Source organism: Streptomyces hebeiensis, from assembly GCF_052983195.1.
Map to the genome: position 1 here is coordinate 2,283,903 of NZ_CM129812.1, position 12,782 is coordinate 2,296,684.

9 protein-coding genes are annotated in these 12,782 nt (G+C 74.0%); 4 read left to right on the forward strand and 5 right to left on the reverse strand.

What is annotated here, in order from left to right:
- Window positions 1-96: 96 nt before the first annotated feature.
- Window positions 97-2,655, reverse strand: a complete 2,559-nt coding sequence (locus ACU6P3_RS09740; RefSeq protein ID WP_447197827.1) for a beta-glucosidase family protein — start codon at window positions 2,653-2,655, stop codon at window positions 97-99.
- 227 nt (window positions 2,656-2,882) lie between these two features.
- Between ACU6P3_RS09740 and ACU6P3_RS09745 the strand changes: the two genes are divergently transcribed.
- Window positions 2,883-4,232 carry a pyroglutamyl-peptidase I gene (locus ACU6P3_RS09745; RefSeq protein ID WP_447197828.1) on the forward strand — a complete coding sequence of 450 codons (1,350 nt, stop codon included), beginning with the start codon at window positions 2,883-2,885 and terminating at the stop codon, window positions 4,230-4,232.
- A 50-nt stretch (window positions 4,233-4,282) separates the two neighbouring features.
- On the opposite strand, the gene ACU6P3_RS09750 is transcribed toward ACU6P3_RS09745, so the two are convergent.
- Window positions 4,283-5,206: an EI24 domain-containing protein gene (locus ACU6P3_RS09750; protein WP_447196773.1), complete on the reverse strand. Its 924-nt coding sequence runs from the start codon at window positions 5,204-5,206 to the stop codon at window positions 4,283-4,285.
- Between the two features lie 159 nt (window positions 5,207-5,365).
- On the opposite strand from ACU6P3_RS09750, the gene ACU6P3_RS09755 reads away from it, so the two are divergent.
- Complete coding sequence (locus ACU6P3_RS09755; protein ID WP_447196774.1) at window positions 5,366-7,972, forward strand: M14 family zinc carboxypeptidase; 2,607 nt, start codon at window positions 5,366-5,368, stop codon at window positions 7,970-7,972.
- A 170-nt stretch (window positions 7,973-8,142) separates the two neighbouring features.
- Here ACU6P3_RS09755 and ACU6P3_RS09760 read toward each other — a convergent pair whose 3' ends face one another.
- On the reverse strand, window positions 8,143-9,135 hold the full coding sequence (locus tag ACU6P3_RS09760) for an arabinan endo-1,5-alpha-L-arabinosidase (protein WP_447196775.1): 993 nt from the start codon (window positions 9,133-9,135) through the stop codon (window positions 8,143-8,145).
- A 285-nt stretch (window positions 9,136-9,420) separates the two neighbouring features.
- The gene (locus ACU6P3_RS09765) at window positions 9,421-10,440 is read right to left on the reverse strand and encodes an NADP-dependent oxidoreductase (protein ID WP_447196776.1); all 1,020 of its coding nucleotides are present in this window, start codon (window positions 10,438-10,440) and stop codon (window positions 9,421-9,423) included.
- 97 nt (window positions 10,441-10,537) lie between these two features.
- Here ACU6P3_RS09765 and ACU6P3_RS09770 point away from each other — a divergent pair, with 97 nt between their 5' ends.
- Window positions 10,538-10,984, forward strand: coding sequence for a MarR family winged helix-turn-helix transcriptional regulator (locus tag ACU6P3_RS09770; protein WP_344275757.1), 447 nt, complete (start codon window positions 10,538-10,540; stop codon window positions 10,982-10,984).
- Between the two features lie 16 nt (window positions 10,985-11,000).
- On the opposite strand, the gene ACU6P3_RS09775 is transcribed toward ACU6P3_RS09770, so the two are convergent.
- Window positions 11,001-11,807, reverse strand: coding sequence for an SCO2400 family protein (locus ACU6P3_RS09775; RefSeq protein WP_447196777.1), 807 nt, complete (start codon window positions 11,805-11,807; stop codon window positions 11,001-11,003).
- Between the two features lie 131 nt (window positions 11,808-11,938).
- On the opposite strand from ACU6P3_RS09775, the gene ACU6P3_RS09780 reads away from it, so the two are divergent.
- Entirely contained in the window at window positions 11,939-12,499 is a 561-nt protein-coding gene (locus ACU6P3_RS09780; RefSeq protein ID WP_447196778.1) for a hypothetical protein, read from the forward strand.
- The last annotated feature ends 283 nt before the right edge of the window (window positions 12,500-12,782 follow it).

Consider the following 12,782-nt stretch of genomic DNA (forward strand, 5'->3'; position numbering starts at 1 on the left):
GCCGGCCGTGCGCCTCGCCGCGCCCGCGGCCCAGGCCCCCGGCCACGGCCACGGCCACGGCCACGGCCACGGCCACGGCTACGGCTGCGGCCACGGCTACGGCTGCGGCTGCGACGCCGGGTCCGGAGTCGCCGTGATCTCGATCGTGCGGCTGAGCCGGCGGTCGGCGAGGGAGTGCGCGGCCTCCACCTCGTAGCGCCCGGGCACGAGCGTGAAGGCCCCCGCCTTCTCGTCCCAGATCTCGAAAGCCCGGCGGTGCAGCGGGATCCGCAGCTCCACGGTCTCGCCGGGACCGGCCGCCACGGTGGCGAAGCCCGCCAGCCGGCGGGCCGGGCGCTCCACGGTGTCCTCCACCGGGGCCAGGTAGATCTGGACGACCTCGCGGCCCGCCCGGGCCCCGGCGTTGCGCAGCCGGACCCGCGCCTCGGTGCCGGTGGCCGTCATCGTCTCGTACTCCCAGTCGGTGTAGCCGAGGCCGTGCCCGAAGGCGTAGGCGGGGGCGGTGCCGTCGCGTTCCCAGGCCCGGTATCCGATGAACACACCCTCTTCGTAGACGAGTTCACCGTCGGTGGGGGCGGTACGGGACACGGGCGCGTCCGCCAGCGCGGCCGGCCAGGTGGTGGGCAGCCGGCCGCCGGGCTCGGCCGCGCCGAGCAGGACGTCGGCGAGCGCGGCGCCGCCCTCCTGGCCCGGGAACCAGCTGAGCAGCACCGCCGCCACGTCCTCGCGCCAGGGCAGCTCCACCGGGGAACCGGTGTTGACGACCACCACGGTGTTCGGGTTGACGTCGGCCACGGCCCGTACGAGATCGTCCTGGCGGCCCGGCAGCCGCAGGTCCACGCGGTCGAAGCCCTCGGACTCCACGCGCTCGGTGGTGGCGACCACGACGACCGCCGTACCCGCCGCACGGGCGGCCTCGACGGCCTCGGCGATCAGTTCGTCGGGGTCGCGGCGGGGGCCGAGGTGCAGCAGCGAGAGGGCGACGGCCTTGATAGGGGCGTCGGCGATCTTGTGGACGGTGGCCAGCAGGGAGATCTCCACGCTCTCGCCCGCGTCGAGCGGGACGCGGGCGCGCTCCACGGGGGCTCCGAAGAACGTTTCGAACGGGTCGGCCGCCGGGACCAGTTCCTCGGTGCCCTCGAAGCGGACCTCGCCGCCGACGGTGAGGACGAAGTCGCCCAGCCCGCGGGTGCCGAAGGTGTGCTCGCCGCTCTCCCTGGGAGTGAAACGGCCGGTCAGCTCGACGCTGTGCAGCTCCTCGTGGGTGACGCCGTCGGGCAGGTCGCTGCCGGCCCACTGCACTCGTCCGTCGGGCACCGGCGAGGTCCCGAGGACCCGCCCGTCGGCCGCGCGGCAGACGGCGGTCAGCTCGAACCCCTGGCGGGCGTCGGCGAGTTCGTCGTTGGGGTCGGCGCCGACGGCGTAGGTCAGCGCGCCCTCGGGCAGTGCCGCGGTGAGGCCGTCGAGCGGGGAGACGACGCGGCCGGGGAAGACCGTGGCCGAGCCGCCGCCGAGGATCCGGGCGTCACGGGCCGCCGCGCCGATGAGCGCGACCGTGCCCGTCCGCTCCGGGTCGACCGGGAGGGCGGGTCGGCCGGCGCGGGGCTCGTTGCGTACGAGGACGAAGGAGCGGCGGGCGATCTCGCGGGCCACCGCTCCGCCGTCGAGGGGTTCGGGGAGCGCCTCCACGGCGGGCGGGGCGCCGGCGAGCGCGCCCGTGCGGGCGGCGAGCAGCAGCACCCGGCGGACCGCGTCGTCGACGGCTGACTCGGGCACCTCGCCCGCGCGCACGGCGGCGGCGAGGGCCGGGCCGTAGACGGTGTCGGGTCCCGGCATGGCCACGTCGAGGCCGCCGAGCAGGGCGGCGACCGTGGAGCGGGCGGCCAGCCAGTCGGAGACGACGAAGCCGTCGAAGCCCCACTCGCCGCGCAGGACCTCGTTCAGGAGGTACCGGTGCTCGGTCATGGTCGAGCCGTTGACCTGGTTGTACGCGGCCATCACGCCCCAGGGCCGGGCGTTTTCGACGATGGCTTCGAAGGGGGCCAGATACAGTTCGCGCAGCGGGCGCGGGGCGACGACGTTGTCGACGGTGAAGCGGTCGGTCTCGGCGTCGTTGGCGACGAAGTGCTTGACGGTGACGCCGACCCCGCCGTCCTGGACGCCGAGGACGTAGCCGGTGCCGATCTCGCCCGTGAGGTACGGGTCCTCGCTGTACGCCTCGAAGTGCCGCCCGCCGAGCGGGGAACGGTGCAGGTTCACGGTCGGCGCGAGCAGGACGTGCACCCCCTTGCGGCGCGCCTCCTGCGCGAGCAGCCGCCCGGCGCGGCGGGCGAGCACCGGGTCCCAGGTCGCGGCGAGCGCGGTGGGCGAGGGCAGCGCGACCGACGGGTCGTCGGCGGTCCAGCGCACGCCGCGGACCCCGACGGGACCGTCGGACATGACGAGGGAAGCCAGTCCGATCTCGGGGAGCGCGGGCAGGGACCACATGTCCTGTCCGGCCAGGAGGCGGGCCTTGGTGTCGAGATCGAGTGCGCCGAGTGCGGTCTCGGCGGCGGCACGGGACCGGTCGGCCTCGGCGGACCGGTCGGCCTGCGCGGGTTCGCCGGCCCCTGCGGAGTCGTCGGCCCCGGCGGAGTCGTCGGCCCCGGCGGCCAGATCTGTGCGGGACGGAGTCGCGGGTGAGGGTGCGGAAGCGGAATCGGGTGCCACGTGGTACCTCCTCGTCGCCCAGCGGAGTGGTCATACTACCGGCGGTAGTAGCCACCGGCCGCTCCGGCATTCCCGCTGATCCTCCGTCACGTGTGCCTCTTGGACACCATGGTCGCCGGGCCGGTCCGGAGGGGATACTTCCGCCACCCGACGGAAGGAATCCCGTGAGACCCCTGAGCCCTGCCCGGTGCATACGCCCCGGCCGCCGCCCGCGCGTCCGTACAGAACTTCTCGGACTCGTCCTGCTCACCTCCGCCGCCCTGGCCGCGCCGCCGTCCTACGCCGCCGGGCGGCCGGAATCCGTGCCCCCGGCGACAACGACGTCGGCGTCGCCGACGGCCACGGGGGCCACGACCGTCTCGGCGGTCACGGCCGTCACGGTCGAGGAACAGCGCCTCGACCGGGCCGTCCCCCAGGAGATCCTGCGGCGCGGCGGCTTCGACGGCCAGGCGCCGGCCCTCGTACGGGCGTTGGCCGCCACGCGCTCCGCCGCCCAGGCCGAACGGGTCGTGGCCCGGCACGGCGCGCGGCTGTGGCAGCGCGCGGTCGACCGCGCCCAGGGCCGCGGGCCCGCGCACGGCGACCTCAGCCGGGACGACGACCGGCCGCTGTACTGGGCGCGGCTGGCGATGAGCCGGGAACTGCGTGAGTGGCAGCCGCGGTTCGCCCTGTCCGACGCCGCGCGGTCACGGCTGCTCGGCACGCTGGAGCGCACGTCGCGCGGCCAGGACTCGATGGTCTTCCCCGGGCACGCCGGGCGGGACGTCAAGCGGATCGTGGTGACCGGCTTCGACCCGTTCACGCTGGACCGCGACATCCGGATCAGCAATCCGTCGGGGGCGACGGCCCTGGCCCTGGACGGCACGGTGATCCGGACCGCCGACGGCCCGGCCCGGATCGAGGCGGCCGTGTTCCCGGTCCGCTGGGGGGACTTCGCGGACGGCACGGTCGAACGTGCCCTGCGCGGGCCGCTCTCCCGGGCCGATCTGTTCACCACGGTCAGCCAGGGCCGGGTCGGCCGGATCGACGTCGAGCGCTTCAACGGCGCCTGGCGCGGCGGGTTCGGGGACAACGAGAACGTCTCGGTGACGGGGATCGTCCCCGTCACCGACCCCGCCTCCCAGCCGCAGTGGACGACGACCAGCCTGCCGTACCGGGAGATCGTGGCGGCGGACACCGGCCGGTTCCCGGTGTACGACAACACCTCGGTGACGGAGGTGCCCGCGGGCGGGACGGCACCGGTCGTACGCCCTGACGGGCCGACGGCCGGTTCCCAGGCTCGGGCCGGGGGCGGCGGGGACTACCTGTCCAACGAGATCGCCTACCGGGCGACGCTGCTGCGCGACCGGCTGGGCCGGGACATCCCGGGCGGCCATGTGCACACGCCGGTGCTCCAGTTCGGGGCGGGGAACACCGACCCGGCGACCGGGACCGTGACCGATCCCGAGTTCGTACGGAACCGGCTGGACATCATCGCGCAGCTACGGGAGATCATCACCGTGGCGGCGGAGGCGTCGGACTGAGGCGTGCCGGGCGGTGCCGGGGCCGTCGCTCGGCAGCCCCAGGCCCCGGGTCACCAGGGCTTCGTGCCCGGTGCCCGGGGCCGGGGCGGCACCGGATGCGCCGCCTGCCCGGGTCCGGCGGCCGGCGGGGACACGGGGTGCGGGCCCGGGCCCGTACCCAGGGCGAGGGTCGCCCCCGGTTCCCGGCCCGCCGCCGGCACCGCGCCGGGCGCGCCCCGTCCCTCGTCCTCCCCCGACGGCGGCCCGGCCAGCTCGCGGGCCATCAGCGTCGCTCCCGCCACCGCGCCCGGCATCAGGAAGACCGCCACCAGCGGGACCAGGAAGGCCAGCGTCAGCGGGACGCCGAAGCCGAGCGCGAGCATCCGGCGGCCCCGCAGCAGGGTCAGCCGCTCCTTGAGGTCGACGTCGCGCCGCTGGAGCGCCACCGCCGTCAGCTCCTCCGCGAGGAAGAAACCGGACACGCAGAAGCCCAGCACGGGGACGACGGTCTGCCCGACGACCGGCAGGAAGCCGAGCGCGAAGAGCAGGATGCCGTACAGCGACACCCGGACCAGGATCCGCAGGCTGTCCCGCGCGGAGATCCACATCTCGTGCCAGAACGACCGGCCCGACTCGGGGGCCTCGCCGCCCTCGGTACGGTCGACCTCCTCCGACAGCGACTCGTAGAAGGGCTGTCCGACCAGCAGGGTCACGGCGGTGAACGTGACCACCGCCAGGAACAGGCCCAGCGCGAACACCAGCGCCGTCAGAAAGCCGCGGAAGAGACCGAGCCAGGGCGAGGACCAGCCGTCCGCGAAGGGAGTGGCCCAGGCCGTCAGGTCGTCGGCGCCGTAGAAGAGGCCGATGAGGGCCCCCGCGTACAGCACCAGCGTGATCAGGCCGGGCAACAGCCCGAAGCCGAACCACCGGCCGTGACCCACGACCCACCGCTGACCCTTCAACACGTAGCCGAAGCCCGCCCCGAAATCACGCATGCGGTTCACCCTACCGGCGCGGTGGACAGGGTCTTGCCGTCACACCGATGAACAGGTAAACCCTGCATACCGATCAAACAAGATCGCGATTCAGTCAACTTCGGTCAGCGCGGATCGATTTTGGCCTTTTCGTCATCCCTCACCCCGAGGAAGGGACGCATGGGTATATCCAGACCCGCTCTGCTCACCACCGCTGTCACGGCGGGTGCCCTGCTGCTGTCGCCCCTGCCGGCGGCGGCGCTGCCGGGACAGCCGGGGCAGCCGGGACAGGCCGCCGCTCGCCCGCACCCGGTCCGCGAGAACGGTGCCCCCGGCTCGGCGGCCACCATGTCCGGCGGGCCGGTGGCCGCCCCGGCCACGGGAACCGTCGCCCAGGACGCCGTCGGCGTCGCACCGGACGAGGAGCGCGGCTATCCCCGCCGTACGGTGGTCACCGCCCCGCCCGAGAACCCCGCCGACAAGGCGATCAAACTGGGCCTCACCCCGTACCACTCCCTCGCACCCCGCCTCAACGCCCTCCAGAAGCTGGGCGACCGGGTCAGTGTGGAGGTGACCGGCCGCTCGGCGGGCGGCCGCGAGCTGTACCTCGTCACCGTCACCGCCCCGGAGAGCCCGGGGCAGGCCCGCGAGCAGCGGCGGATGCGCGACCTGATCGAGAACTCCCCCGCGGCCGCCGCCGAGAACGGGCGCATCGCGTCGTCGTACAAGACACCGGTCTTCATCAACAACAACATCCACGGCAACGAGTGGGAGGGCACCGACGCCGCGCTGGAACTCGTCGAGGAGCTGGCGACGGCGAACGACGCCCGGACCCGTGACCTGCTCGCCACGAACCGGGTCTACCTCAACATCACCGCCAACCCGGACGGCCGCGTCGCCGGCACCCGCGCCAACTCCCAGGGCTTCGACCTCAACCGGGACTTCATCACCGGCTCGCAGCCCGAGTCGCGCGCGATCCGGCAGATCACGGTCGACAAGCAGCCCGTCGTGATGCTCGACCTGCACGGCTACGTCAACGGCACGCTGATCGAGCCGACGACCCCGCCGCACGGCGAGAACTACGAGTACGACCTCTTCCTCAAGAACTCCTACGCCAACGCCCTCGGCATGGAGAAGGCGGTCAACGACCTCGGCTACACCGCCGCCGAGGACGGTGTCGAGCCGCCCGTCATCCCCTTCCGCGACCAGCGGGAGGGCTGGGACGACTGGCCGCCGATCTTCACCCCGCAGTACGCGGCCTTCCAGGGCGCGGTCGCCGCGCACACCGTCGAGATCCCGCTGCGGGTCAACAACAACGACTACGACACACTGCCGGTGGCGGAGTTGCGGCGCCGCTCGGCGATCAACGCGGACATCGCGGGCGCGGCGATGCGGGCCACCCTCGGCCACGCGCTGGCGAACCGTACGTCGCTGATCGCCGACCAGATCGAGACCTTCCGGCGGGGCGCGGCGGGCGAGGCACAGCGGCCGGTGTCGGAGGAGACCGTGCCCGGGGTTCCGGGCATCGGTCCCGAGGACGTGTACACCACGGACTTCCCCCGCGCGTACGTGATCCCGGCCGGCGAGGGGCAACGGTCCGCGACCGCCGCCGCCCGGCTGGTGGACCACCTGGTGGCCAACGACGTGAGGGTGCGTCGCGCGAGCGCGGGATTCGAGCTGGCGGGACGCGCCTACCCGGCGGGTTCGTACGTCGTCGACATGCACCAGCCCAAGCGCGGGCTCGCCAACGTGATCCTGGACGAGGGCCGGGACATCAGCGCGGACGTCTCCACGATGTACGACATCTCGGGGTGGAGTCTCGGTCTGCTGTGGGGCGCGAGCGTCGACTCGGTCGACGAGGTCCGGGAGGAGAGCGGCGCCCTGCGTGTGCCGAGCCGTCCGGTGGTGGCCGCCGCGCCCACCGGAGCGGTGCCGGCGGGCGAGGGTCCGCTGCTGCTGCGCCTGGCCGACCCCAAGGAGCTGACCGCCCTCAACGCCCTGCTCGCGCAGGGGGTTTCCGTACGGCGCGCGGCGGACGGTTCCGCGATCGTGCCGGCCTCGGCGCGGCAGCGGGCGACCGTCCTCGCCGAGCGGTACGGCGTGGTCTTCACCGCCACGGAGGAGAAGGGGACGGCACCACTGCACCGTACCCGGGTCGCCGCCGCCGTGACGCCCGGCGAGCGGACCGCGCTGGCGGAACTGGGCTTCGAGGTGCTGCCGGTGTCGACCGCGACACTGAACGCGGGCTTCGACTGGTCGGCGGCCGATGTGCTGTACGTGTCCTCGGGCCTCCAGTACGGCGGTCTCACCCCGGCGGCCCGCACGGCGCTCGACGGCTTCCTCTCCGACGGCGGGGGCGTGGTGGCGCTCGGTTCGGCCGGGGCGGCCTTCAACACCGCCGCGGGGCTGCTCGACGCGCGGCCGGTGGCGGGCAACGCCGACGCCAACGGTGTGGTGCGGGTGACGAACGCGGGCGGTCCGGTCACGGGCGGCGCCCCGGCGCACTCGTTCGTCTACTCTCCGCGGTGGTTCACGGACCTCGGCGCGGGTGTGCGCGTCGACCAGTCGTACGGCGCCGGGAACCCGCTGGTCTCGGGCCACTGGCGCGCGAAGGAGGAGGGCGGCGGCGGTCCGTCGGACGCGGCGGGCGAGGCATCGGTCGTCAGCGGTACCTCCGCGAAGGGCTCGCCGGTGGTGCTGTTCGGTACGGAGCCGTTGTTCCGTGACCACCCGAAGGGGCTGTTCGCGCAGCTCGGCCGCGCGTTGCTGCTGGGGGCGGCGGGCTGATCGCCCGTCGTCCGCGGGGCCGTTCCGCCGCGCTCCCCCGCTGGGAGCCGCGGCGGAACGGCCCTTCCGGCGTTCCGGCCGCGTCTCGCGCCGGCCAGTGGACGGTGTGCGGCCCAGTGGGCGGTGTGCCGGTCGGCAGGCGCCGCACCGGTCGGAACGCGGGGCCTCGGTCAGTACGCGGTCGGCCAGCCCCCGGACCAGCTCAGCAGGTTGACACCGAGCTTGGGCGTGCCGTTGTCCTGGCCGTCGTAGTAGTGGTAGACGAGCAGGTCGCCGTCGCTGTCCGGCATGACCGACTGCCCGCCGGGACCGATGTAGCGGCCGTGGCTCTCCAGGACGAGTGAGCCGCCGTTGTTCATCATGTTCACACCGTTCTTGTCGGTGTAGGGACCGGTGACACTGGTGGCCCTGCCGACCTTGATCTTGTACGTGGAACCGGTACCGGCGCAGCAGGTGTCGTACGAGGCGAAGAGGTAGTAGTAGCCGTTCCGCTTGATGACGACGGGCGCCTCTACGGCCTTGGTCCCGGTGGGGCGGGAGGCGAGGCTCCGGCGGGCGGTGTCGCCCGCGTGGCCCTTGCCGGTGGCCGGGTCGATCCGGATCATCTTGATGCCGGTCCACCAGGAGCCGAAGGACAGCCACCACGTGCCGTCGTCGTCCACGAAGAGGTTGGGGTCGATGGCGTTGTAGTCGCTGCTGGGGCCGGACGCGTGGACGACGCCCTGGTCGGTCCAGCTGCCGGCCTGCCCGGTGGTCGAGGTCGCCAGTCCGATGGCGGAGGTGTTGGAGCCGAAGGAGGAGACGGCGTAGTACATCAGGTACTTGCCGCCGTGGAACGAGATGTCGGGCGCCCACGGGTCCTTGGCCGGCGAGTAGGCGGACCACCAGCCCGGCAGGGTGGTGAAGGCCGAGCGGTTGCGGCCGAAGGCGATCCGGTCGGTGGAGGTACGGGCCTGGAGCCCGTCGCCGGTGGAGTAGAGCAGGTACTGGCCGGACGAGGCGCGGATCATGGTCGGGTCGTGGACGACGATGTCGCCGGTGACGCGGCCCGGGTTGGGGTAGGCGGAGGCGGTGCCCGGGAGGAGCGCGAGGAGGACGGCGGCGGGGAGGGCGAGAAGGGGCGTTCCGCGGAAGGCGCGGGAGGTGCGGGAGGTGGGGCTCACGCGGAGTCTCCTTGACGGCGGCACGGAAGGACGGAAGGTTCGACGCGTCGACGCGTTCGACCTGCTTGACTCGACAGCAGCGTTCGGGATTTCGAACCCCGCTCGTGACTCCGAACGGGAACGTAGAAGCCGGAACGTAGAGTCGAAGCGCTTCCGCGTCAATGGCCCGCGCCGCGTCGGCGTACGCGCGCGAAAGGCCGCACCCACGGTGTCCCCGGGTGCGGCCCCTGATGCGCGCGTGACGCTTCCGCGTCCGCTCGGCCCGCCGGTCAGCCGGCCCGCCGGTCAGCCTTCGAGGGTGACGATCATCTTCCCGGTGTTCTCGCCCCGGAGAACGCCCAGGAAGGCGTCGAAGCCGTTCTCGATGCCCCGCACCGAGGTCTCGTTGTACTTGAGCTCCCCCGAGGCGAGCCAGCCCGAGACGTCCCGCACGAACCGCGGCTGGAGGGCGAAGTGGTCCCCGACCAGCATGCCCTGGAGGCGCAGGCGCTTGCCGATGACCATGGCGAGGTTGCGCGGCGCGGCGGGCGGCTCGGTCGCGTTGTACTGCGCGATCGCGCCGCAGAGCGTGGCACGGCCGTGGGGCTTGAAGGAAGAGATCGCCGCTTCCAGGTGCTCCCCGCCGACGTTGTCGAAGTAGACGTCGATCCCGTCCGGCGCCGCCTGCTTGAGCTGCTCCTTGACCGGCCCCTTCTTGTAGTTGAACGCGGCGTCGAAGCCGTACTCCTCCACGAGCAGCGCGACCTTCTCGTCCGAGCCGGCCGAACCGATCACCCGCGAGGCGCCCTTGATCCGGGCCATCTGGCCGACCTGACTGCCCACCGCACCGGCCGCACCGGAGACGAAGACCGCGTCACCCTCCTTGAAGGACGCCGTTTCGAACAGGCCGGCGTAGGCGGTCAGACCCGTCATCCCGAGCACCCCGAGGTACGCCGAGAGCGGCGCGAGCGAGGGGTCCACCTTCGTGGCCCCGTCGGCCGGCAGCTCGGCGTACTCCCGCCAGCCGAGACGGTGCAGAACGTGGTCGCCCACCGCGAAGCCCTCCGCACGCGAGGCGATGACCTCGCCGACCGCGCCGCCGTCCATCGGCTCGTCCAGCCGGAAGGGTGGCGTGTACGACTTCACGTCGTTCATCCGGCCCCGCATGTACGGATCCACCGAGAAGTGGAGATTGCGGACCAGGATCCGCCCCTCCCCCGGCTCGGACACCGGGACCTCGCGCAGGGCGACGTCTCCCGGCTCGGGCCAGCCCTGGGGGCGGGCGACGAGATGCCAGGCGCGGCCGGATGCGGGGACTGCGGTCATGGTGCGGGACCTCCTCGAAGTCATTGAATTTCATTACCTGAAACAACCATGCTCCTGAATATTTCAGGTTGTCAAGTAATGGGATACCCTGGTGTCCATGGCACCTACGCGTACGGACCCGTTGACCCTCGAAGTCGTCGGACTCATCGGCACGGTCGTGGCGCGCTACTACGCGGAGTACGAGCAGGCCGCCGCCGAGCACGCCCTCACCGGCGCGCAGGCACGCCTGCTGGGACTGCTTTCCCTGGAACCTATGCCCATGCGCCGGATCGCGCAGAAGCTCAAGTGCGAGCCGTCGAACGTCACCGGCATCGTGGACCGGCTGGAGACGCGCGGACTGGTCGAGCGCCGCCCCGATCCGGCCGACCGCCGGGTCAAGCTCGCCGCCGCGACGGACCGGGGCCTTCGGACGGCGGCGCGGCTGCGGGACGGGCTGAACTTCGCCCGGGAGCCGCTGGCCGAGCTGTCCGAGGAGGAGCGCCGTACGCTGCGCGACCTGCTCAGGCGCATGGTGGGCGACGAGGACGCGACAGCGGCGGGGTAGCGGCCGGCACGGGCGGTCAGTCGCACCACCACTGGAACCACGCGCAGGTCTCGGACGGTTCCGGCGTGGGCTCGGGGCCGGGCGTGGCGGACGGCGCCGACGGGGCCGGGGTGCCGCCCGGCGTGGCGCCACCCGGGGGTTCCGAGGGAGCGGCGGGGTCCGGCTCGGAGTCGCCCGCACCGGGCGGCGCGGGCCGGGACGCGGTCCCGGCGCCCCCGCCCGGCGAGGCAGGGGGCTCCTCGGCGGCCCCGGGGCCCGGGGCCCGGCCGGACGGCGCACCGGACGGCGTACCGGAACCGCCGTCGTCCGGGCGCGCGGAACCGCTCGCCGCCGCCCCGGACGACGGCCCGGGGCCGGGCCGGGGATCGTCCGGGTCGGCGGGCCGGCCCGTCTCCCGCGGTCCGGGGCCGCCGTCGAGGTCGACGGAGGTGTCCTCCTCCACGGAGGTGGCGCGATCGTCGCCCGGGGACTCCACGGCAAGTTCGGCGAGGCTCAGCGCGCCGACCGCGAGCACCACGCCGACGGTCGCCGTCACCGCCCGGCGGCCGCGCTTGCTGCGCGCCCGGCGCGATCCCCCCTTGCGGGGCGTCGTACGGCGGGAGGCCCGCCGGCCCGCCGTACGCTCCCGGTCCGGCGTGACGTCGTACGCGCCCGCCCCCGGCCCGTCGTCGCCGCCGTCCGTGCCGCGCTCCGGCGCGCGCTCGGCGTGCGTCCCGGCGGCCGGTTCGGGGGCCGAGGGCTCCGGCCCTCGCACGGGGGCGCCGCAGCCGGGGCAGAGCACCGCGCCGTTGAGGTAGCGGCGGCACGGGTGGCAGTAGTCCATGGGATCGGCACATTATGCGGTGCCGGACCACCCCGGGCGGACCGGGCTGTGAGGATCTTGTGTGGACCACCCGGACCCCGGCGTGTCGGCCGGTCCCACCGGGGCCGGGGCGCACCGGGGAGGATGGCGGCATGACGTCCTCCACCCCGTTCGGACCGCACGAATTCCAGCTCGTCCTCCTGCGCAGGATGGCCGACTTCCAGCCCGGTCTGGTCGACGCCGCCCGCCGTGAACTCGGCGCGTCCGTCGCCGACATGCGCGAGGCGAACCGCCGCTGGCAGGCGATGGTCCGGTCCCCGCGCGCCCGGGGCGCGCAGTCCCGCTACCGGTCCGTGCTCGGCCCGCCGGAGGGCACCGCCCGGCGGACGATCGGCGACCTGGAGTGCGAGGCGTCGTGGTGGCCGGTGCCGCTCTGGCCCGGTCTGCGTTTCGAGGTCATGGCCGCGCCGGGCGGAGCCGTATGGAACGAGTGGCTGGTCCGCGCCCCGGGGGCGGCCGGCCCCGAGCTGCGCACGGAGGCGGATCTGCGCCCCTGGTCCTGCACGGTGGAGGAGGTCGCGCGGGCCTTCCCCCCGGCGCGCCCGCTGGAGGGGACCGCGCCGACCAGGACGGGGCTGGCCTTCACGCTGCCGGACGGCGGTGCGGGCGTCGCGGAGTTCACCTGGGGCCTGTTGCAACGCTGGTCGCGGTAGGCCGGCCGGGGGAACCCGGCGGTAAGAGGGCTCGGTACCGCCGTACGGGTACGGGCGCGGCCGTACGGGTGAGCCGGGCCCCCTCCGTACGGCCCCCCACGCCCGGCGGCACGGCCACGGCGCACGGACCCCTCCGGCCACCGCCCCGGCGCCCGTCCGTCCCGCGTGGTGCGGGAGGGGCGCGGCGGCGCCGCCATACGGCCCTCCCGTTCCGGTCGGCCATTCGGGTCCGTCGCGCGCGTCGGTCGTACGATCCGACGCGACCCGGTCATGCTTTCTGACG